The 22,024-nt window shown below is 73.8% G+C and carries 18 protein-coding genes; 9 read left to right on the forward strand and 9 right to left on the reverse strand.

Annotated features, from left to right (window positions below):
* Nucleotides 1–19: 19 nt before the first annotated feature.
* On the forward strand, nt 20–1,042 hold the full coding sequence (locus ACIP6W_RS02695; protein WP_400428127.1) for an EamA family transporter: 1,023 nt from the start codon (nt 20–22) through the stop codon (nt 1,040–1,042).
* A gap of 100 nt (nt 1,043–1,142) precedes the next feature.
* Here ACIP6W_RS02695 and ACIP6W_RS02700 read toward each other — a convergent pair whose 3' ends face one another.
* Entirely contained in the window at nt 1,143–1,601 is a 459-nt protein-coding gene (locus ACIP6W_RS02700) for a GNAT family acetyltransferase (protein WP_400428130.1), read from the reverse strand.
* Between the two features lie 111 nt (nt 1,602–1,712).
* On the opposite strand from ACIP6W_RS02700, the gene ACIP6W_RS02705 reads away from it, so the two are divergent.
* Both ACIP6W_RS02705 and ACIP6W_RS02710 read left to right on the forward strand, forming a co-directional pair.
* On the forward strand, nt 1,713–2,519 hold the full coding sequence (locus ACIP6W_RS02705; protein WP_235426468.1) for a class E sortase: 807 nt from the start codon (nt 1,713–1,715) through the stop codon (nt 2,517–2,519).
* Nucleotides 2,516–2,692 (forward strand): hypothetical protein, encoded by a 177-nt coding sequence (locus ACIP6W_RS02710; RefSeq protein ID WP_158407726.1) that lies wholly within the window; start codon nt 2,516–2,518, stop codon nt 2,690–2,692. The genes ACIP6W_RS02705 and ACIP6W_RS02710 overlap by 4 nt, the downstream gene beginning before the upstream one ends.
* A 78-nt stretch (nt 2,693–2,770) precedes the next feature.
* Here the strand turns inward: ACIP6W_RS02710 and ACIP6W_RS02715 are convergent, their stop codons facing one another.
* The 4 genes from ACIP6W_RS02715 to ACIP6W_RS02730 form a co-directional block, all read right to left on the reverse strand.
* On the reverse strand, nt 2,771–5,812 hold the full coding sequence (locus ACIP6W_RS02715; protein WP_400428134.1) for an AAA family ATPase: 3,042 nt from the start codon (nt 5,810–5,812) through the stop codon (nt 2,771–2,773).
* On the reverse strand, nt 5,812–6,975 hold the full coding sequence (locus tag ACIP6W_RS02720) for an exonuclease SbcCD subunit D (protein WP_400428137.1): 1,164 nt from the start codon (nt 6,973–6,975) through the stop codon (nt 5,812–5,814). The genes ACIP6W_RS02715 and ACIP6W_RS02720 overlap by 1 nt, the downstream gene beginning before the upstream one ends.
* 90 nt (nt 6,976–7,065) lie before the next feature.
* Complete coding sequence (locus ACIP6W_RS02725; protein ID WP_400428139.1) at nt 7,066–8,277, reverse strand: S24/S26 family peptidase; 1,212 nt, start codon at nt 8,275–8,277, stop codon at nt 7,066–7,068.
* Nucleotides 8,278–8,320: 43 nt separating this feature from the next.
* Nucleotides 8,321–8,920, reverse strand: coding sequence for a hypothetical protein (locus tag ACIP6W_RS02730; protein ID WP_326496486.1), 600 nt, complete (start codon nt 8,918–8,920; stop codon nt 8,321–8,323).
* A gap of 247 nt (nt 8,921–9,167) precedes the next feature.
* Between ACIP6W_RS02730 and ACIP6W_RS02735 the strand changes: the two genes are divergently transcribed.
* Nucleotides 9,168–9,761, forward strand: coding sequence for a MarR family transcriptional regulator (locus ACIP6W_RS02735; protein ID WP_400428142.1), 594 nt, complete (start codon nt 9,168–9,170; stop codon nt 9,759–9,761).
* A 54-nt stretch (nt 9,762–9,815) separates the two neighbouring features.
* Nucleotides 9,816–10,325, forward strand: a complete 510-nt coding sequence (locus ACIP6W_RS02740; RefSeq protein ID WP_400428145.1) for a DUF664 domain-containing protein — start codon at nt 9,816–9,818, stop codon at nt 10,323–10,325.
* A gap of 70 nt (nt 10,326–10,395) precedes the next feature.
* On the opposite strand, the gene ACIP6W_RS02745 is transcribed toward ACIP6W_RS02740, so the two are convergent.
* Nucleotides 10,396–12,519 carry a DEAD/DEAH box helicase gene (locus tag ACIP6W_RS02745; protein ID WP_400428148.1) on the reverse strand — a complete coding sequence of 708 codons (2,124 nt, stop codon included), beginning with the start codon at nt 12,517–12,519 and terminating at the stop codon, nt 10,396–10,398.
* A 287-nt stretch (nt 12,520–12,806) separates the two neighbouring features.
* Nucleotides 12,807–13,688, reverse strand: a complete 882-nt coding sequence (locus ACIP6W_RS02750) for a PPK2 family polyphosphate kinase (protein ID WP_081984632.1) — start codon at nt 13,686–13,688, stop codon at nt 12,807–12,809.
* Nucleotides 13,689–13,923: 235 nt separating this feature from the next.
* On the opposite strand from ACIP6W_RS02750, the gene ACIP6W_RS02755 reads away from it, so the two are divergent.
* Both ACIP6W_RS02755 and ACIP6W_RS02760 read left to right on the forward strand, forming a co-directional pair.
* A complete protein-coding gene (locus ACIP6W_RS02755) occupies nt 13,924–14,955 on the forward strand; it encodes an alpha/beta hydrolase (protein ID WP_066652193.1) in 1,032 nt (343 codons plus the stop codon).
* Between the two features lie 83 nt (nt 14,956–15,038).
* Nucleotides 15,039–15,293, forward strand: coding sequence for a hypothetical protein (locus ACIP6W_RS02760; RefSeq protein ID WP_066652192.1), 255 nt, complete (start codon nt 15,039–15,041; stop codon nt 15,291–15,293).
* Nucleotides 15,294–15,421: 128 nt separating this feature from the next.
* Here ACIP6W_RS02760 and ACIP6W_RS02765 read toward each other — a convergent pair whose 3' ends face one another.
* Together ACIP6W_RS02765 and ACIP6W_RS02770 are read right to left on the reverse strand one after the other, a co-directional pair.
* Complete coding sequence (locus ACIP6W_RS02765; RefSeq protein WP_400428152.1) at nt 15,422–18,844, reverse strand: efflux RND transporter permease subunit; 3,423 nt, start codon at nt 18,842–18,844, stop codon at nt 15,422–15,424.
* A gap of 85 nt (nt 18,845–18,929) precedes the next feature.
* The gene (locus ACIP6W_RS02770; RefSeq protein ID WP_400428155.1) at nt 18,930–20,381 is read right to left on the reverse strand and encodes a PLP-dependent aminotransferase family protein; all 1,452 of its coding nucleotides are present in this window, start codon (nt 20,379–20,381) and stop codon (nt 18,930–18,932) included.
* Between the two features lie 61 nt (nt 20,382–20,442).
* Between ACIP6W_RS02770 and ACIP6W_RS02775 the strand changes: the two genes are divergently transcribed.
* Together ACIP6W_RS02775 and ACIP6W_RS02780 are read left to right on the forward strand one after the other, a co-directional pair.
* A complete protein-coding gene (locus tag ACIP6W_RS02775) occupies nt 20,443–21,156 on the forward strand; it encodes a YitT family protein (RefSeq protein ID WP_400428159.1) in 714 nt (237 codons plus the stop codon).
* A complete protein-coding gene (locus ACIP6W_RS02780) occupies nt 21,099–21,968 on the forward strand; it encodes a sugar phosphate isomerase/epimerase family protein (protein WP_400428162.1) in 870 nt (289 codons plus the stop codon). Before ACIP6W_RS02775 ends, ACIP6W_RS02780 begins: the two co-directional genes overlap by 58 nt.
* Nucleotides 21,969–22,024 lie beyond the last annotated feature (56 nt).

Consider the following 22,024-nt stretch of genomic DNA (forward strand, 5'->3'; position numbering starts at 1 on the left):
CACGGGCAGGATGGGAGCCGTGCTCTCCGTCCTGCTCGGCCTGACCGGTGCGGTCGTCTACGGGGCGGCCGACTTCCTTGGCGCCCTCGCCGCACGCCGGGTCCGGGCCGTGGTCGTCGCGGCCGCCGCTGCGGCGGTCGGGCTGGTCCCGCTCGGTGTCGGGGTGCCGCTCGTGGGCGCGACGTTCTCGACCGGCGCGGTCGTCGCGGGGACGGCCGCGGGTGCCTCCGGATCCGTGGCGGTGCTGCTGCTGTACCGGGCGCTGGCCGTCGGCCCGATGAGCGTGCTGTCGCCCCTGACGGCGGTGTTCGCCGCGCTCACCCCGGTCGTCGTCGCGCTGCTGGGCGGGACGGTGCTGTCGTTGGCGGCGTCGGTCGCGCTCGTGGTCGCGGTGCTCGCGGTCGTGCTGGTCGCGGCGGTGCGGGACTCCTCGGGTGCGCGGGTGACCGCGGTCGGGGTATCGACGGCCGCGGTGGCAGGGTGCGGGTTCGGCGGGATCGTGCTCGCGTACGACGCGGCACCCGGGGACGCCGGGGTCGCGACGCTCCTGGTCGGGCGGGTGGTGCAGACGGTGCTGCTCGGCGCCGTGGCGGTCGCGGTGGCGGCGCGGTCGGGGCCGGTGCGGCCGGCACGGTCCGGTCGGCCGGGAGGCACGGATCGCGTCGGTCCGCCGGCACCGGCCGCGCGGTCTGGCGCGGCTGACGCGAGGGCGGTGCGTCGACCGGGCCGGTCGCGCCGACCCGGCTCGTCGGGTCCGTCGCGGTGGCGGGATCCGTTCCGCTGGCCGCGCTGGTCACGGCCGACGGTGGTCGCCGTGGTGGCGTGCGGGGTGCTCGACGCCCTCGCGAACGCCTGCATCCAGGCGGCGCTGCACGTCGGTTCGGGCGACGCCACGCTCCCGGTGGTGAGCGTCCTCAACGCGCTGTACCCGATCGGCACGGTGGTGCTCGCGGGCGTCGTGCTGCGCGAACGGCTGACCGCGGTGCAGTGGACGGGGATCGTGCTCGCGTTCGTGGCCGCGGTCGGACTGGCGCTGGCCTAGCGGGCGTCGGGCGCCCTTGGTCCGGGGCTGGCGTACGTGGTCCGGCGCTGGTGTCCGTGGTCCGGCGCTGGTGTCCGTGGTCCGGCGCCCGGCGTCGGGATCAGTCGTCGGCGATGAGGCGCTTGCCGAGCGAGACCGCGCGGTCCGGGGCGTACCCGAGCGAAGCGTAGAACCCGAGGACCTGCTCGTTCCCCTCGCGCACCTGCACGTTGACCTTCGGGCAGCCGCGCTCGGTGAGCAGCCGTTCGAACTCGGCCATGAAGGCGCGACCGAGTCCGGAGCCCTGCAGGTCGGGACGGACGGCCAGGTAGTTCACCCAGCCGCGGTGCCCGTCGTACCCAGCCATGCCGACGCCGACGACCGTGCGCTCGTCGTCGTGCTCGGGCTGCTCGGGCTGGTCGGGCTGCTCGGCGACCAGGAAGAGCTCGGGCTGCTCGGCGACCTTCCGCGCGATGTCACGACGCGGGTCGTTCCACGGACGCAGCAACCCACAGGCTTCCCACAGGGCGACGACCGCCTCGATGTCGTCGGGGCGGAACGGTCGGAACACCGGGGTCATCCGTTCACGCTAGCGGGACCCGTGGGCATCCACAGGTGCGAGGACTCGTCACCTGTTCCTCGGCGTGGTCTGATAGACCTGTCCGACCACCCCATCCGGATCAGGAGCACCGTGACCGCACACGACACCGCCCCGACGCGCCGCTCGGCGCGCGAGGACGAGGCCACGCGGCCGCCACGACGCCCTCGGCGCCGTCAGACCGTCGGCGGGGCGCTCGTCTCGCTGCTGGCCGAGCTCCTGATCATCGCCGGTGCCGGCACGGGCCTCTACGTGGTGTGGACCGCGTGGTGGACGGACGTCGTCGCCGTGAACGAGCAGACGAAGCTCGTCGACGACCTCGGGCAGCGCGCGGCGCCGAAGGTCGAGGGCTCGGAGCACCGGGGCGAAGCGCCCGTGCTCGCCGAACCGCCGGAGGTCACGAGCGTGTTCGGCACGATGCAGATCCCCCGCTTCGGCGCCGACTACCTCCGTCCGATCGGTGAGGGCACCGACCGCGAGCGCGTGCTCAACACGATCGGGCTCGGGCACTACCAGGACACCGCGATGCCGGGCGCCGAGGGCAACTTCGCCGTCGCCGGGCACCGCGTGACGTACGGCAAGCCGCTCAACCAGATCGCGGAGCTCAAGACCGACGACGCGATCGTCGTCCGGGTGACCGACGAGGAGAAGGACTTCGACGTCTGGTACGTCTACAAGGTCACCGACTCGCAGATCGTCACGCCGGACAAGATCGAGACGATCGCGCCGGTGCCGAACCAGCCGGGTGTCACGCCCTCGGCCGAGGACCGCTGGCTCACCCTGACCGCGTGCCACCCCATGTGGTCCGCCAAGGAGCGCTACGTGACCCACGCCAAGCTCGACTACTGGATGCCCGTCTCGGAGGGCACCCCCAAGGAACTCTCGGAGACGCCGAAGTGATCTTCCCGTTCGTCTGGCGGATCCTGCCCGGCCCGGCTGCCCTGAAGGTCCTCGAGCTGCTCGTGCTGCTCGCGGTGATCGTGTACGCGCTGTTCACGTGGGTCTTCCCGTGGATCGCCGCCGACATCCTGCCGCCGCCCGACGGCACGGTGGACGCGCCGCCGTCGCCCTGACCACAGCCGTCCGTCGACCGCCCGCGGGGTCCGCAGCGGCGGTCTGCGGTCGGACGTCTGCGCTGCCCGCGCGGACCGTCAGACCGTGGTCGTGACCCGCGAGCCGCCCTCGGCGGTGCGCCGTACGGCGATGCGCTCGGGGATGCGCTGCTTGAGCTCCTCGACGTGGCTCACGATGCCGACCTGCCGTCCGCCGGCGGTCAGGCGTGCGAGTTGCCCGATGACGTCGTCCAGCGTCTCCGGGTCCAGCGTGCCGAACCCCTCGTCGACGAACAGGGTGCCGAGCGAGACCCCGCCGGCCTCGGCCTGCACGACGTCGGCGAGCCCGAGTGCCAGGCAGAGCGACACCGTGAAGGTCTCGCCGCCGGACAGGCTCCCCGGAGCGCGCCGGGTGTCGGTGGTGTGGTCGTGGACGGCCAGCGCGAGGCCGGTCCGGCGGGCTCGTGACCCGGCCTCGCGCTCGTCGGACGTCTCGAGGGTGAACCGCCCTCCGAGCATGCCCCGCAGCCGGTCGTTGGCCGCGGCGACGACGTCCTCGAAGCGCCGCATGAGCACGTAGGTGCCGAGGGTGATCCCGCTCGGGTTCACCGCGGTGACACCGTTCGCGACGTCGGCCAGGCGGACCACGGCGCGGCTGCGCGCCGACGTGTCGTCGCGAGCACGGACGGCCCGGACCACCTCGGCGGCACAGCGGGCTGCGGCCTCCGACCGGTCGGACGCGGACACCGCCGCGCGGGTGGCCTCGTCCGCACGCTCGGCAGCGGCGACGGTCGCGGTGCGGGTGGCGTCCAGGTCGAGCGCGACGGTAGAGCCGGCGGCGGCGGAGCCCTCGTCGGTGGCGGCCGCCACCACCGCCGGTTCGACGAGCCCGGCGTCGACGACGGCACGCTCCCGCTCGGCGGCGACGACCTCGGCCTGCAGCGCGGCCGAGGCATCCGGCTGGAGCAGTGCTGCCCGGGCCGCGTCGAGCGTGTCGAAGCCCTGCTCGGTCAGCGCCAGGTCGACCTCGGCGGACCGCTCGCGCACGGCCTGTGCCGCCGTCGTCGCCTGCGACTCGGCGGCGGCGACCTCGTCGGCTCGTGCGACGAGGTCGTCGAGCTGCCGGACCAGCTGCGCGAGGGAGCGGTCGTCCGACGTCCCACCGATGCGGCCGTCGGTGTCGGCGGATGCGTCCCAGGAGCCCGCGGCGACGGTCGCTGCGCGCTGTCGGGCGTCCGTCACGGCAGCGGCGTCCTGGTCGAGCCGCGATCCCTCTGCCCCGCTCGTCGCCACGAGGACGGCGTGGTCGGCCTGCACGGTGTTGTGCTCGCGCTCGAGTGCCCGGGTCTCGTCGTCGTACGCCGTCCGCTGCCCCTCGACCTCGGCGACGCGGACTGCCGCAGCGTGGGCTGCCTGCACGCGGGCGTCGGCGGCCGCGGCTCGGGTCGCCAGGGCGTCGGCGTCCGTCTCCCCGACGGCGGCGCGCAGTCGTTCGAGGGCGGCACGCTCGACGGCGAGCGCGGACGCCGCCTCGGCGAGGGCGCCGTCGGCGGCACGTGATGCGTCGGCGGCTTCGTCGACGGCGGCTGCGTCCGGGTGGTCGTCCTGCGGCAGGGCGACGTCCGGGTGCTCGAGCGCGCCGCACACTGGACAGGGGTCGCCCGGGACGAGTGCCGCGCCGAGTTCGCCCGCCAGTCCGGCGATGCGGCGGGTACGCAGGGCCTGCTCGGTCCGCAGGAGCGCTTCGGCGCGGACGCGACGGTCGGCCACCACCTGCTCCGCCCGGTGCACGGCGGCGGCTGCGGCGTCACGGGCGTCGAGGTCTGCGCGCAGCTGCCGGAGGCGCTCGACCTCGGCTCGGGCGGCCTCGGCGTCGCCCGCGGCGGTGGCCGCGGTCCGGGCTTCCTCGACGAGCGCGGCCCGACCGGTGGGACGCGACTCGAGCGCACGGTCGAGTTCGGCCACCCGTCGGACGAGCAGTGCGGCCCGGTCGGCGGCGTCCGTGCGGGCCCGTCGGCGGTCGTCGAGCGTGGCCTCGACCGCGACGAGGTGCCGGACCGCCGCGACGCAGGTGGCCAGGTCGGTGCGGCGTGCGGCGGTGTCGACGTGCGACGGGACACCGAGGCGCGCACGGAGGTCGTGCGCTCGGCGTCGGTGCTCGTCAGCACGGGACCGGGCGGCGTCGAGCCCCTGTGCCGGCGTCGTGACCCGGACGGCCCGTTCGGCGAGCGCGAGCCGGGCGCGGGCGGCCTCGACCCGGGGTGCGGCGTCGTCGAGGGCGCGGCGACGATCGAGGAGCGCGGCACGTCGTGCCCTGGCCTGCAGTCGCGCGGCCACGTCGTGCTCGTGCACCCGGGCGCGTTCCGCCGCCGCGACCGCCTCGGTGCAATCTGCTGCGGTCGCCTCGGCCACGGTGCGCAGCGCGTCGAGGGTCCCCGGCACCGAGGCCTCGTCGGCGTCGACGACACCGGCGGCCTGGGCGAAGCGGCTCAGCGCGTCCCGCACCCGGGCGTCGGCGGACTCCACCTCGGCCTGGACCTCTCGGCGGCGGGCGGCGAGCTCGTCCGCCGTGCGGTCGTAGACCTGGGTGCCGAAGAGCGACTGCAGGAGCTTCCGGCGGTCCTCGCCCGGTGCCCGGAGGAAACGAGCGAACTCGCCCTGCGGGAGCACGACCGTCTGCAGGAACTGTGCACGGTCGAGTCCGACGACCCGAGCGACCTCGAGCCCGATCTCCGGGATCCGCGAGGACACCGGCTCACCGACGACGTCGCCGGGGTGTGCGAGCCGGAAGAGCTGCGCCGACGCCTGCTGTCGCACCGTCCCTGCGCCGCGCTGCTTCGGCCGGTCGTACTGCGGCGTCCGGCGGACCCGGTACACGCCGGCACCGGTCTCGAACACGAGCTCCACGAAGGGTTCCACCCCGGGATCGGCGTGCTGGCTGTGCAGGCGGTCGTGCGTCGATCCCTCGCCCGCGAGCCCGCCGTACAGGGCGAACACCACGGCGTCGATGATGGTCGACTTGCCGGAGCCGGTCGGGCCCTCGAGCAGGAACACCCCGGAGGCGGCGAGCGCCGCGAAGTCGATCGCCACGAGTTCGGGGTAGGGCCCGATCGCCCGGAGTTCGAGTCGGTGCAGGTACATCAGCGCCCCCGGTCGTCGTGCATCGCGAGGACCGCTGCCTCGTACGCCTCGGTCAGGACCGCGCGGTCGTCGTCGCCCGGCGTCGCGCCGCTGGCGAACGCGACGAAGTCGGCCGCGACCTCGACCGGGTCGGAGGTCGCGGTGACCGCCCGCGCCGCCTGCCGGTCGGGGCGGTCGGCGGGCTCGTGCGTGATCGCCAGCGCGTGCGGGAAGTGGTCCTTCACCCGGGCGTAGAGCCGCTCGGGGTGGACGGTGTCGGTGACCGCGACGCGGACCCAGGCGTCGGCGTCCGCGCGGTGCGCGCCGGACTCGATCGCCTCCATGCTCGTCCGGACGTCGACCAGGCGCCGCGGCACGGGCGCGGGTACCAGCTCCACCGAGACCCCACCGTCGGCCGCCAGTTCGACGAGGGTGACGCTCTTGCGCTGCTGCCGTTCCCCGAACGAGAACGCGAGCGGCGACCCGGCGTACCGGATGCGGTCCCCCGCGCCCACGCGCTGCGGTCCGTGCAGGTGTCCGAGCGCGACGTAGTCGATGCCGTCGAACACCGAGGCAGCGACCTGGTCGACCCCGCCGACCCGGATGTCCTGCTCGCTGTCGCTCGGAGCAGCCCCGCCGACGAAGGCGTGCGCGACGACGACGCTGCGGGTGCCCGGACGCTCCGACAGGTCTGCTCGGATCCGTGCGGTGGCTGCGCCGACGACCGCCTGGTGGGACCGGGCGAGGGGCTCGTCCGGCACGTCCGCGAGGGCGTAGCGCGTCAGGTCGGGGTGCAGGTACGGGATCCCGTACACGGCGACCGGGCCGTACTCGTCGTCGAGCAACACCGGCGTGCCGATGCCCGTCGGCTCCGCCAGGATCCGCACGCGGTCGTGCATGACCCCCGCGCCGAAGCCGAGCCGGGCGGCGGAGTCGTGGTTGCCCGGGGTCAGCACGACCGTCGCCGTCTCGGCCAGACGTTCGAGCGTCCGCGAGAGCAGCCGGACGGCGTCGACCGGCGGGATCGCACGGTCGTAGACGTCGCCGGCGATGACGACCAGGTCGACCGCGCGGTCGCGGACGGTCTCGACGAGGAAGTCCGCGAAGGTCGACTGGTGTCCGAGCAGGTCCGCACCGAGCAGCGTGCGGCCGAGGTGCCAGTCGCCGGTGTGGAGGATCCGCATGCCGCCACGGTAGCGGCGGCCGGGGACATCACCCGCGAGCCCGTGCCGCCCTGTGGAGGACCGGCGCGTGCCGCTGCCCGTGCAGGAACGTCAGCGCACGCAGCTCGTGCCGGAGACGAGCCCGAGCCCGAGGAGCGACGTGAACTGGATGGGCACCCCTGCGCTCTGCGTCGACGTCCAGGCACCCGGCGCGGCGGCGTTGGTCTGCACCTGCACGGTGCGCCTCGTGCCCAGGGCGAGCGCACTGCTGAGCTTGACGGTCGCGCTCCGCGCCTGGCCGTCGGCTGTTGTCGCGAGCACCGCCCCGGTCTCGTCGGTCACGGTGAACGACTTCGGCAAGTCCCCGGCGTACGACCAGCCGATCACGACCGAGCCGTTGCTCGAGTCCGTACACGAGAGGGTCGTGACGACCGGTACGGTCCCGGCGGTGAGCTGGACGGCCGTGCCGGTGGTCCGACCGAACGGTGCAGCATCGGCCTGTGTCGGCACGAGCACGGCGCTCGCCCCGACCACGACGGCGACGAGCCCGAGGACCCCGGTCTGGCCCACGCGAGGGACGCGCTGCACGGCCGCGCGGCCTGCGGCGCGGCCACGCTCGTCGACGTGGCGCGGGACGGCACGTGGCGACCGGCGGTCCGGGACGCCGGGAGCGCCCGCAGCGGGCGGCGCTGCGGAGGCGAGCCGTGCCTCCCGGCCGTGGCCCGCGGTCCCGCCGTCTCCCGCGTGCCCACCGTCGCCGCGGTGCCGCGGACCGCGTCGACGGAGCGGAGCGTCGACCGTGCAGAGCAGGAGCACCGCGACGAGCGCGAGCGCGACGGTGCCGACCTCGACCCAGCGGCCCTCGCGGACCCAGAGCACCGGGGTGGCGACGGACGGCACCCGCAGGAAGCCGACCCCGTGCACGGCGGAACGCTCGATCGGCGTCGAGTCGACCTGCGGGTTCGCGTCGCCCTTCGTGACGACGGTGCCGTCCGGGCCGGGTTCGACGAACCGGTGCATCCGCAGGTGTCCCGGCTGGTCGGGGTCGTCCGCGAGCAGGATCTGCCCGGGCCGGATCTCCGCCGGGGCGACCGGTCGCGACACCACGACGTCGCCCGGCGCGAGGCGCGGTGCCATCGACCCGGTCATCACGGTGGTCGGGTGCCAGCCGAGGAGCGCCGGGGCGGCCGACCACAGCGCGAGCCCGAGGAGCGTCGCGACGACGGCCCGGGCCGCGGTCGCGACGACGACACGCCCCCAGTCGACGACGTCGTGGAGCACGTCGTGCGGGGTGTGACCACCGTGCACTGCGATGCTGACCATGACTGCCTTCGACCGGGGGCGTGGTGACGGGCGGGGTGCCCTGCTAGTTGTTCTGGGCCTCCCAGGTGAGACCGATCTGGGCGTTGGTGCCCTGCGCCGCGTTCGGGGTGTTCGCGGAGACGGTGTACGTGACCCTGTAGACCCGGGTCTCGCTGGCGGCACCGGTCGTGGTCCACGCGCCGAGGCCCGAGGCGAAGTTCGTCGCCTGCGTCCCGAGGGTCGGGAGCGTGTTCTCGAAGAGGGTCCCGCCGGTCGCCGCGGGGGTGAAGCCCGAGCACGACGAGAAGCCGCCGCCGGTGCCCTGCTCGATCTTGATCGTGGTGTTCTGCGCGAGCACGCTCGAGGTCGACGGCGAGGTCGCGTAGAGCTTCACGGTCGACGGCAGCGACCCGGTGGAGGTCACGGTGATGCACTTGCTGTCGGTCGAGCCGGGCTTGAGGTTCGCAGCGGTGAAGAGCGCGGTGTTCGCGTCGTCGTCCGACAGCGCGACGGTGCCGGCGGTCCAGTTGCTGGTGGGGTTCGTGGTGGTGGCCGAGAAGGCCGAGTACGAGGCGGTCGACACGACGACGCCCGAGGCGACGAGGGCGGCGGGCACGGCGATCCAGGCGGCGAGACGGGCGGCGCGAGGGGACACACGGGACATGGTTGTCCTCCGGAGGAGAGATTCTGATCGGTGGTGGCTCCGGACCCGCGGTGGTTGGTCGCGCTACGGTGCCTGTGTACTACGGCGATCAAGCTACTTGTCGAACGTGTTGATGACAAGAGAAGCAATGACCCCATTGTTGGGGGGTGTCTCAATCGTTGAGATACTTGTTGCATGGACCTCTGACCCGGGTCCGCCCGCGTCCCGTCGATCGCCGCCGCGATCACCACCCGAGAAGAGCCACCCCGTGACGGACACCTCCCCCGCCCTACCTCCCCTGACCGTCACGACCGGCCTCCCCCCGGCCCCGGTCTCCCCCGACGTCGAGATCGACCTCGAGAGCGACCTCGCGATCGGCGACCCGGCACCGGCGCACCGTGTCGGCACGGCCGCGGACGACGCCGGGCTCGCACGGATGATCGCGGCCTTCCGGGTCCTGCAGGTCCGGCACGCTCGGGTCCTCGCGCACGAGAGCGCCGCGCAGGGCCTCGGTATCACCGACACGCGCTTCCTGGTGCACCTCGCGGCATCGGAGGGGCAGGCGACGACACCGAAGCAGGCCGGCGACGTCCTCGAGCTGAGCACCGGTGCGATGACCTCGCTGCTCGACCGGCTCGAGCGCCACGGGCACCTCGAACGGCGCCCGAACCCGGGCGACCGGCGGAGCATCCTCGTGCACCTGACGCCGTCGGGCGCAGCCGTCGCACGGGCCGTCAGCGCCGCGTACGCCTCGGCCTTCAGCGAGGCCGTCCCCGCCACCGAGCGGAACGGCGTCGCGGCTGCCCTCGAGGACATCGGCGCAGCGCTCGACCGGCGGCACCGCGCGGCCACCGACCGCTGAGCGCGGACCGGGGCCCTGGAGCAGGGCCCGCACCCGCCGCGTAGCGTCGGCCGCATGACCCCTGCCGAACTCCTCACCGAAGCGTTCTCCCGCGTCCCCGAGACGGTCGAGCGTGCGCTCGACGGTCTGTCCGCGGACCAGCTCGCCGCTCGCCCGGCGGCCGGCGCGAACACCCTCGCGTGGCTCGCCTGGCACATCGCTCGCGGGCAGGACGCGCAGGTCGCCGACCTCGCCGGCTCCGAGCAGGTCTGGATCGCGGACGGCTGGGTCGATCGGTTCGACCTGCCGTTCCCGGCCGACGCGCTCGGGTACGGGATGTCGCGCGACGACGTCGGTCGCGTGCGCGCCTCGGCGGACCTGTTGAACGGCTACCTCCGCGCGGTCCACGAGCGGACGGTCGCGTACGTCGCGACGCTGGCGCCGGAGGACCTCGACGCCGTCGTCGACGACGCCTGGGACCCGCCGGTGACCCGCGGCGCACGGCTCGTCAGCATCCTCGACGACTGCACGCAGCACGCCGGCCAGGCCGGCTACGTGCGCGGCCTGCTCTTCTTCAGCCGCTGACCCCTTCCGGACGGACGGGAGGCACGGTGCCAGCTGGCTCCGTGCCTCCCGTCGGTCGAGGTGGTCGCGTCTAGCGCGCCGCGAGCTCCGCGACGATGCCGTCGCCGGGGGCGGCCTGCACGAGGTCCGCCTCGATCTCGGCGTTCTCGAGGATGCCCTCGATCTTCCGGACGCGGCCACGCGGGACGAGCGTGACGACGGTGCCCTCCTTGCCGGCACGGCCGGTGCGGCCGGAGCGGTGCATGTACGCCTTGTAGTCGTCCGGGGCGTCCGCCTGCACGACGAGCGACACGTCGTCCACGTGGATGCCGCGCGCCGCGACGTCCGTCGCGACGAGGACGTTCACCCGGCCGCTCGTGAGCAGCTGCAGGTTGCGCGTGCGGCGCGACTGGTTGAGGTCACCGTGGAGCGAGGTCGCCCGGATGCCGGCGTCCTCGAACTGGTCGGCCAGGCGCTCGGCGTAGGCCCGGGTGCGGGCGAAGACGATCGTCTTGCCGTCGCCGGCGACGAGCTCCTCGAGCACCTGGTCCTTCTGGCGCTGCTCGACGACCAGCACGCGGTGGTCGATGGTCGAGGACGCCTGGTCTTCGCCGGCGACCTCGTGGACGCTCGGCTCGTGCAGGAACTCGGACACGAGCGACGCCACCTGGGCGTCGAGCGTGGCGCTGAACAGGAGCTTCTGGGCGCGGTTGCCCTGCGGGGTGACCTCGGCGGTCGCGGAGAGGATCTCGCGCACCGGCTCGAGGAACCCGAGGTCGCACATGTGGTCGGCCTCGTCGAGCACGGAGACGACGACCTCGCTGAGGTCGAGCTTCCCCTTGTTCATGAGGTCCTGCACCCGGCCGGGCGTGCCGACGATGATGTCGACGCCGCGCTCGAGGGCACCCTCCTGGCGGCCGTAGGGCACACCGCCGTAGATCTGCGTCGTGAAGAGGCCCACCGAACGGGCGATCGGCTGCACCGTGCGGTCGATCTGCAGGGCGAGCTCACGCGTCGGGGCGAGGATGAGCGCACGCGGGGCGCGGCCCATCTTGCGCTTCGTGCCGCCGCCGTGCTCCATGAGCTTCTCGACCAGGGGCGCACCGAACGCGATCGTCTTGCCGGAACCGGTGCGGCCACGGCCGAGGACGTCCTTGCCGGACAGCACGTCGGGGATCGTCGCCGCCTGGATCGGGAACGGGGCCGTGGCGCCCATCTCGGCCAGGGCGCGGGAGATGTTGCCGCCGATGCCGAGGTCGGCGAAGGTCACGCCCTCGACGTCGGCCGCGACGGTCGCCTCGGCCTGGAGCTTCTCGAGCTTGACGTCGTCCGCGGGGACGTAGGCCGGGCGCGAGTCGTCGCGGTCGCGGCGGGGCGCGCGGTCGTCGTCGGAGGAGCGGCGCTGCGGGCGGTCGTCGCGGTCGAACCGGCGCGGGGCACGGTCGTCACGGTCGAAGCGACGCGGGGCACGGTCGTCACGGTCGAACGACCGGCGCTGCGGACGGTCGTCGCGGTCGGGGCGTCGGGCACCACGGTCGTCGTCACGACGGGGAGCGCGGTCGTCGCGGTCGAACCGGCGCGGGGCACGGTCGTCACGGTCGAACCGACGAGCACCACGGTCGTCATCGCGACGGGGGGCACGGTCGTCACGATCGAACCGACGCGGGGCACGGTCGTCACGGTCGAACCGACGCGGGGCACGGTCGTCGTCACGACGGGGAGCGCGGTCGTCGCGGTCGAACCGGCGCGGAGCACGGTCGTCACGGTCGAATCGACGCGGGGCACGGTCGTCATCACGACGGGGAGCGCGGTCGTCGCGGTCGAACCGACGCGGAGCACGGTCGTCGCGGTCGAACCGACGAGCACCACGGTCGTCGTCACGACGAGGGGCACGGTCGTCACGGTCGAACCGACGCGGAGCACGGTCGTCGCGGTCGTGGCCACGACCACCACGGTCACGGTCGAACCCGCGTCCGCCGCGGTCGTCACGGCGCTGGCCGCCGTCGCGCGGCTCCCAGTTCGGGCGAGCCGGGCGCTCGCCCTGCGATGCGCGGCCGCGACGCTCCTCGGCGTCCCAGCGCTGCTTCTGCCGCGGCTGGGCCGGGTCGGCGGCGCGGTACCCGCGGTGCTTGCTGCTGCGAGCGGCGGGCGTGCCGTTCGCGTGGCGGACTCGGTCGTCGGCACGCTGACGCGCGCCCTTGTCGTACGGGGCCATTGCTACTTTCCGGGGTGCAGACGTCCCACAGCGCCCGGCAGCGACATCGGCGGGGGCTCTTCAGCGGGGAGGGGGTTCTTCCCGTCGCGGATCGACGTGAATCCAGCCCTCGAGCGCACACACACCCAAACGAAACCCGCGGTCACATACCGCGGTGCCGAAGGCCGACCGATCGAGTCTACGTGACACGAGCCCGCCTGGCCAGCCCCGATCGACCGGCTACCGGCCGCGCGCGGGCCGTCGGCCGCGGGGCGGAGGGGTGCCGGGCCTCCAGACGGTGAGCGGGATCAGGACTCCGCGAGCCGCCGTCGCTGCTCGGCCACGTCGAAGTCGGCGGCGGGCCAGGTGAGCTGGAGGTCCTCGAGCGCGCGGAGCAGGAGCTGCTGCACGGCGAGTCGGGCGTACCACTTGCGGTTCGCGGGGACGACGTACCAGGGTGCCCGGGCCGTCGAGGTGCGCTCGAACACCGTCTGGTACGCCTGCTGGTACTCGTCCCACAGCAGACGCTCGTCGATGTCGCCCGGGGTGAACTTCCAGTGCTTGTCGGGGCGGTCCAGCCGGTCGCCGAGGCGCTCGCGCTGCTCGTCCTTCGAGATGTGCAGCATGACCTTGACGATCGTCGTGCCCTGCTCGACCAGACGGTCCTCGAAGTCGACGATCGCGCCGTACCGACGCTCGATCTCCTCGGGCGGGGCGAACGCGCGCACCTTCTGGACGAGGACGTCCTCGTAGTGGGATCGATCGAACACACCGAGCTGCCCCGCCGCGGGGAGCTGCCGTTCGATGCGCCAGAGGAAGTCGTGCTCGCGCTCCTCGGCGGTGGGCACCCCGAAGCCCGCGTAGTGGACGCCGTTCGGGTCGACCGCGCCGACGACGTGCGAGACGATGCCGCCCTTGCCCGCGGTGTCCATCGCCTGCAGCACGAGGAGCACACGACGCTGGTCGCCGGCGGTGCTCGCGGCGTGCAGGCGTTCCTGCAGGGCGGCGAGGCGGTCGGCACCGGCGGCGAGAGCCTCGAGCCCGTCGATCTTGCGGCCGGGGAAGCCCGGCGTGCCGTCGGGGTCGACGCGGTCGAGGCGGAAACCCTCCTCGACGCGGAGCAGCGGTTCGGGGTCGGTGTTCCAGGCCTTGCGACGGCTCACGGGTCCTCCTGCGGGTCTCGTGCCCATCCTGGCACCCGGCGGATCCCGGCGTCCCTGGTGAGATCGGGCGTACCTGGCGAGATCGGGCGGCCCGGGCGCCCGGTGACTTCGGGTGGACCTGGCGAGATCGGGCACACCTGGTCGATCTGTTCGACCAGGTACGCCCGGTCCGACCAGGTGTGCCCGGCTCGACCGCGGGGAGGAGCCCACTCGTCCGGACGGCGGACGCAGCGCCGAGCGGGCGGGATTAGCGTGGACGTCGATGAAGACCGGCCGCACCCTGCTCGCGCTCCTCACCGCGCTCGTGGCGACGGCCGTGCTCGGGTCGTGCAGCGGCACACCGGCGGGCGACCGTGACGACGTCGTCACCGCCGACCCCGTGATCTACCCGCTGTCGCTGCGCTACCCCGGCATCGAGGTCGTCGCCGACGTGCCCTACGGTCGGGAACCGCTGCAGCGCCTCGACGTGTGCCTGCCGCCCGACAGCGCACCGGACACCACGGCGACCCCGACGGCCCCGACGTCGACGCCAGCGACGCCGGCCGGTGACGCCACTGCGCGCGCGGACGCACGGGACACCCGTGCTGCCGGCGGCCGACCGGCCGTGATGCTCGTCCACGGGGGCAGCTGGTCGCACGGTGACAAGGCGACCGCCGCCTACCGGGCGGTGTGCCAGTACCTGGCGTCCGAGGGCTTCGTCACCGTGAACGTGGACTACCGCCTCGCACCGACGGACCCGTTCCCGGCGGGGCTCGACGACGTCCGCCGAGCGCTCGACTGGGTGTTCCGACCCGCGACGCTGGGGACCTACGACATCGACCCGGACCGCGTCGGGCTCTTCGGCGGCAGCGCGGGAGGCAACCTCGTGGCGATGCTCGCGGTGACCGACCACGAGTCGGCCGCGTGGGCCGCCGGTGACCGCATCCGCGCGGTCGTCGACCTCAGCGGTCCGACCGACCTCACGACGCGGTCGACCGAGCCGGACGGGGTGTCGGCGTCGTTCCAGCGGAAGCAGCTGCTCTACCTCGGTTGCCGGGACTACACGACGTGCCCGGCGGCACGGGCGGCCTCGCCGGGGTACCACGTCACCGACGAGACCGCTCCGTTCTTCGTGGGGCACTCCACCGACGAGTTCATCCCGCTGTGGGAGTCGCAGGAGTTCGTCGCCACCCTGCGCGAGCACGACGTCCCCGTGACGTTCGTCGCGGTCGAGGGGACGGCGCACTCGATCGCCCAGCTCGACCGGGCGATGAGCGAGCGGGTGGTGGCGTTCCTCCGCGACCGTCTCCGCTGACGGGTCCGGCCGGGCCGTGCCCCGTGCGGGTGGCACCCGGACTCGGGTGTGCGGGGGCTGGGGCGTCCGCGCACACTCGAGGGGTGACCGACACCACGAGCCGTCCCGCGCGCCCCGTCACCGAGTGGCCCACCCGGACCTCCGTCCGGACGTACGCGGAGCTGCTGCTCGGGCTGTCGTTCGCCGCCGCCGTGGCCTTCGGCGGATACTCGGCGGCCACCGGCCACATGGCGATCGCCGCCCAGGGTGCCGCCGTCGTGTTCCTCGTGACCCTGACCTGCGTGCTCGTGTCGTGGTTCCGGCAGGTCGACGCCGAGGAGTCCGGCACCCGCGACTGACGCGGGTCTCGGGCATCCGGACCCCGGCGTCCGCCGTCTGACGCCCAACACCCGGCGCCCGCGGTCCGGCGCCCTCGGTCCGGCACCCGCGACTGACGCCTCGAGCGTCCGGACCCCGGCGCCCGGTGTCAGTGCTCTGCTGCCGCCTCCCGCTCCGCCCGCCGGTCGGCCCGGCGTTCCCGGAAGCCCTCCACCACCGAGTACAGCGCCGGCAGCACGACGAGGGTCAACAGCGTCGAGGACACCAGACCGCCGATCACCACCAGGGCGAGCGGCTGCGAGATGAAGCCCGACTTCCCCGTCAGCCCGACCGCCATCGGCAGCAGCGCGAAGATCGTCGCGAGCGCCGTCATGAGGATCGGCCGGAGGCGGCGGGTCGCTCCCTCGATCAGTGCCTCGCGGACGCGGAGCCCCCGGCGGCGGTACTGGTTGACGAGGTCGATGAGCACGATCGCGTTCGTGACGACGATGCCGACGAGCATGAGCAGGCCGATGAGCGACGCGACCCCGAGCGGGATGCCCGTGACGATCTGCAGGAGCAGCGCACCGGTCGCCGCGAACGGCACCGAGAGCAGCAGCAGGATCGGCTGCAGCAGGCTCCGGAAGGTCGCGACCATGATCACGTAGACGATCAGGATCGCGACGAGCACGGCGAGCAGCAGCTGGCTGAACGCCGACGACTGGCTCGACGCCACACCGCCGATCGTCGCCGACGCACCCTTCGGCAGGTCGAGGGCATCGACGGCCGTCGTGACGTTCTGCACCGCCTGTCCGAGGTTCGTCGAGTCGGGCGTGACCGTGATGGTCGCCGTGCGGACGGCGTTCGACGTGGTGATGGTGGTCGGACCGTCGGACTGCTCGACCGTCGCGACGTCGGTCAGCGGGACCTCGCCGCTCGCGGTCGGGATCGACAGCGACTTCAGCGCGTCGATGGTGGTCGGCGGCTCCGGGTCGGCGATGTAGACGTCGAGGGTGGCGTCGTCGATCTCGACGCTGCCGGTGTCCCGCGGCGAGACCGCAGCGGCGACGATCCCGCCGACCTGGGTCTCGGTGAGCCCGCGCTCGGCGGCCTTCGTCCGGTCGACCCGGACGGCCAGGTACGGCTCGGCGGCGGACAGGTTGCTCGACGCCGCGGTGGTGCCGTCGACGCCGCGCATCTCGGTGAGGACCTTCTCCGCCGCGGTCTGCAGCTCGGCCTGGGTCGGCGCGGTGACGTCCACCTCGATGTCGCTCGACCCGCCGAAGCCGCCACCGGCGCTCGACAGGCTGACCTCGCCGACGCCGTCGATCCGCTCGATGCGGTCGCGGGCCTCGGACTGGATCGTCGTCTGGTCGACCCCGGCGTCGGTCGTGACGTTGTACTGCACGGAGGCAGATGCGCCGCCGCCGAACGCGGCCTGGATGGACTGGCCGCTCGACCCGATCGTGGTCTGCACGGTCTCGACACCGGAGACGTCCTGCAGCACTCGCTCGACCTTGCGCGCGGCGTCCGACTGCTCGTCGAGACTGGTGCCCGGCTCGAGGTCCTGCGTCACGGTGAAGGTGTTCTGCCCGGAGTCGCCGAGGTAGTTCGTCTTGACGAAGGGCACGGCCGCTGCGGTGCCGCCGAGGACGACCAGGGCGAGCACGAGGACGAGCGCCGGGCGGCCGACCGCCCAGCGGAGGACGGGCAGGTACCCGCGACGCAGCCGGTCGGACGTCCCGGCGTCGTGCAGGTCGTCGGCCGAGGTCAGCGCCCCGGTCGACGTCGGTCCAGCCGCCCCGGACGCAGCCGACACCGGTGCCGACGAGCTCGCGGGCACGGTCTCGGTCGACCCGGTCTCGGTCGATCCGGTGGTCGGCACCGCCGCGTGCCGGTGCGTCTTCGGCGCCCGGAGCCACCAGTACGCGAGCACGGGCACGATCGTCAGCGACACGAACAGCGACGCGAGCAACGCCATCGTGACCGTGAGCGCGAAGGGCCGGAACAGCTCGCCGACGAGCTCGGCGACGAACGCGACCGGCAGGAAGACCGCAACGGTCGTGAGCGTCGAGGCGGTGACCGCCCCGGCGACCTCGCGCACGGCGTCGAGCACCGCCCGCCCGCGGTCGACGCCGGGTTGCAGGTGCCGTTTGATGTTCTCGATGACGACGATCGAGTCGTCGACCACGCGGCCGATCGCGATGGTGAGCGCGGCGAGCGTGATGATGTTGAGGGTGTAGCCGGCGGCCTGCATGCCGATCGCGGCGAGCAGCACCGAGGTCGGGATCGAGATCGCGGTCACCAGCGTCGACCGCCACGACAGCAGGAACACCAGGATGACGACGACCGCGAACCCGAGGCCGAGCAGGCCCTCCTCCGCCAGGGAGTCGATGGACTGCTGGATGTAGGGCGCCTGGTCGAACACCACGGTGAACTGCGGGTCGCCGGTGACCTTGGCCTCGATGCCGGGCAGTGCGGCCTTCACCGTCTCGGAGACGTCGACGGTGTTCGCCTCCTGCGTCTTCGTGATCGCGATGGTCAGCGCGGTCTTGCCGTCGACGCGGCTGATCGAGGTGCTCGGCGACTCCTCGATCTGCACCGTCGCGACGTCACCGAGCGAGGTCGGCGTGGAGGCGGTGCTCCCGCCCGCACCGCCGGTCGCGGTCGTCCCGGTGCCGGTCGCACCGGTCTGGCCCTGGCCCGCGGCCGTCCCGCCCGCGGTGCCGTCCCCGGAACCCGCGGAGCCGGTGGCCGTGCCGGTGCTGCCGGGAGCGCCCGCGGCACTGCCGGAGTCCGTCGCAGCACCGCCCGTGGACGATCCACCGGCCGACGAGCCGGACGACCCGGACCCGCTCGACGCCGTCAGGGGCAGCCCGCGGATGTCGTCGAGCGACGCGATGCGCTGCCCGGTCTGCACCGAGAGGGTCGTGCCGTCCTGCGTGATCGTGCCACCGGGGATCAGCGTGCCGTTGTCGTCGAGGGCGTCCGAGATCGACTGCGTCGTGAGCCCCCGTGCCGCGAGCTCGTCCTCGTCCGGGGTGATCACGATGCGGCGGCCGGGGTTGCCGAAGACGTCGGCCTGCCGCACGCCGTCGAGCTTCTCGAGGTCGGGCACCGCCGTGGCGTTCAGCCGGTCGACGAGCTGCTCCTGGTTGCCCGAGGCCGTGACGGCGAGCTGCAGCACGGGCAGGTCGTCGAAGGACCCGGTGACGATCTGGGTCTGCACGGTGTCCGGCAGCGACAGGGCGTTCACCGCGGTCTGGATCTTGTCCTCGGCGCTGGCCAGGTTCGACCCGTAGTCGAACGAGGCGGACACCACGCTCTGCCCGGTCGAGGAGGTCGCACTCGTCGACTCGAGGTTCGGCACGACCTGGATGGCCTGCTCGATCTTCGTCGAGACGTCGTTCGACACGACCTCCGGCGTCGCACCGGGGTAGGCGCTGACGATCGCCACCTGGGGGAACTGGACGCTCGGGATGAGCTCCTGCTTGAGGTTCGTCAGGGCGACGCCGCCGAACACCGCGACGACGATCGTGACGAGCGCGATGAGGGCGCGGTTCCGGAGGCTGAAGACCGAGAGGAGGTGCACGTGCCGATCCTCGCAGTTCCACCTGCGAACCAGACCGCCCGGCGCAGGTCCGTGGACGAACGTGCACCTGTGGACGACCGGGCGTTCAGACCACCGCGGCGAGTGACCCCCGGGTGCCTGCTGCCTCGCCACCGATCCGCGACCACGCGCGCCCGAGCACGTCGACCAGGCGCTCCCGGTCCGCCGCGGCCGTCGTCCAGGGCACCCGGAGGAACCGCTCGAACCCGCCGTCGGGGCCGAAGACCCCACCCGACGCCAGGAGCACCCCCTCGGCCCGCGCGGCCAGGACGAGTGCGCTCGACACCGGACGGCCGAGCCCGACCCACGTCGTCAACCCGCCTGCCGGCGACGGGACGTCCCACTCGGGCAGCCGGGCGCGCAGGCCGGCCACGAGCTCGTCGCGACCGGCGCGCAGGAAGGTGCGCCGCCCCTCCAGGACGGCCGCCGTGCGCGGCACGAGCTCGCGCGCGACGAGCTGGTCGAGGACCGGCGTGCCGAGGTCGCCCGTCGGGCGGGCGAGCAGCAGGCGCTGGAGGAGCTCCGGTGCGGCCCGGACCCAACCGATGCGCAGGCCGCCCCAGAAGACCTTGGCGGCGGAGCCGATCATCACGACCGAGGCGCCCGACGGGTCGGCCGAGGCGAGCGGCGGCGCGGGGTCCCCGTCGATGCGGAGCTCCCCCATCGTCTCGTCGGCGACCACGGTCGTGCCGGTCGTCGCGGCGACGTCGAGCAGCAGCCGCCGGGTGTCGGCCGTCATGGTCGCCCCGGTCGGGTTGTGGAGCTCGGGCATGACGTAGGCGACCGCCGGGGCCGTCCGGCGCAGGGTCGTCTCGAGCGCTGCCGCGTCCCAGCCGGCGCGGGCGTCGACGGGCACGCCGACGAGTCGGGCACCGGCCTCGCGGAAGGCCTCGTGCGCGTGCGGGTACGTCGGCGACTCGACGAGCACGGTGTCGCCGCGGCGCACGAGGACGCGGGCGAGCAGTGCGATCGCGTGCTGCGCACCGATCGTGACGATCACCTGCGAGGGGTCGGTGGGCAACCCGCGCTCGGTGTACCGGTCCGCGATCGCTGCGCGGAGCCCGGGGTCACCGACGGTGTCGTAGCCGATGCCGGCGAGCGCGGCGGGCACGGACCGGACCGCCCGCTCGACGGCGTCGGCGACCTCGGGTGCGGCGTGCAGGGCGGCCTTCCGCAGGTCGAGCAGGTCCCCGGGCACCACACCGCCGAGTCGCTCGGGGTCGGGCCGACCGGCCAGGTCGCGCGGCAGGTGCACGACGCTGCCGGACCCGCGCAGCGACACCACGAACCCGTCGTCCCGCAGCCGGGCGTAGGCGTTCGCGACGGTCGTCCGGGAGACGCCGAGGGCCTCGGCGAGCCCGCGTTCGGCGGGCAACCGGACGCCCAGCGGCACCCGGCCGTCGATGACGAGCACGCGGACGGCGTCGGACAGGGCCTCGTAGGCGGGGGCGTCGGTGCCGTCGCGCCAGTCGGCCAGCAGGAGGGCGGCGGCGCGGGCACTGAGGGAGACCGGGGGCACGGGGCCACGCTAGCCCGATTGGCTCTCGACGGCCAGGCCAATCCGGCGGGAGCATCGGTGCATGCGCCGCTCCACCGCCCTCGTGCTCCGCTCCGTCCAGCTCGCCGTCGGGCTCTTCCTCTACGGCGCCTCGACCGCGCTGCAGGTCCGCGCCGTGGTCGGCGTCGGATCGTGGACGGTCCTGACGCAGGGCCTGGAGAACGTGCTGCCCTGGTCGTTCGGCGTCATCACCGTGGCGTCGAGCGTCGTCATCCTGCTGCTCTGGATCCCGCTCCGCCAGAAGCCCGGCATCGGCACGCTCTGCAACGTGCTGGCGATCGGTCCGTCGGCCGACCTGGTGCTGTGGCTCGTTCCGGAGCCCGACGGCCTGGTCCCCCGGATCCTGCTGTTCGCCGCGGGGCTCGCGCTGCTCGCCGTCGCGACGGCCTGCTACATCGGCGCCGGGCTCGGCACCGGCGCCCGGGACGGCCTGATGGTCGGCGTGCACGAGCGGTTCGGCTGGCCGCTGTGGCTCGCCCGTACCGTCATCGAGGTCACCGTCGTCGTGGTCGGGTGGCTCCTCGGCGGCGACGTCGGGGTCGGCACGGTGGTCGCGGCGTTCGCGATCGGCCCGATGGTGCAGCCGCTCATGCCGCTCTTCCGCCGCCTGCCGTGGTCCCCGCAACGCCAGGGCAGCACCCCTGGTGGCGGCGCACCGACTGCGGCTAGGGTCGCGCCATGCGACTCGGAGTGTCCTCCTACAGCTACGCCCGCTCGCTCCAGCGCGGCGCGCTGACGATCCTCGACGTCGTCGACCGGGTCGCGGACGCCGGTGGCGAGCACCTCGAGATCGCCGCGGGCGGGTTCGGCGACGACCTCCCCCGGCAGCCCGAGCTCGTCGATCGGCTGCGCGAGCACGCCGCCGCCCGCGGGATCGCGCTCGCGAACCACGTGATCGGCGCGGACTTCTCGGACCCGGCGACCGTCGACGCCGAGGTCGCCCGCGTCCACGAGCACCTCGACGTCGCACACCGGCTCGGGATCACGCACCTCCGCCACGACGTCGTCCCCTGGGCCTGGCGGGACGCCGACCACGCGGAGTTCGAGCGGGTGCTCGCGCAGGTGGTGCCGGTCTGCCGCGCGGTCGCCGAGCACGCCGCGACGCTCGGCATCACGACGATGGTCGAGAACCACGGCTTCGCCTTCAACGACAGCGAGCGGACCCTGCGGCTGGTGCACGAGGTCGACCACCCGGGCTTCCGCGCGCTGCTCGACGTCGGCAACTTCGTCTGCCTCGACGACGACCCGCTGCGCGCGGTGCAGCGGGTGCTGCCGGTCGCGGCGGTCGTGCACCTCAAGGACTTCCTGGTGCGCGAGACCCCGCCGGCGGCCGACGGGTGGCTCACCACGCTGGCCGGTCGCGCCGTCCTCGGCACGGTGGTCGGGCACGGCGACCTGCCGCTCGGACGGATCGTCGAGCGGATCGTCGCCAGCGGGTTCGACGGGCCGGTGTCGATCGAGTTCGAGGGACTCGAGGACGACGTCGACGCGGTCGAGCGCGGACTCGCGAACGCACGCCGCCTGTGGGCGGCGGCCGGTGGCTCCTGACGCGACCGCTCGGCGGTCGGGCCGCACCCGCTGACGGCCTGGAGGCGCGGCACCGG

The organism is Curtobacterium sp. NPDC088465, from assembly GCF_044753165.1.
Lineage (GTDB): Bacteria > Actinomycetota > Actinomycetes > Actinomycetales > Microbacteriaceae > Curtobacterium.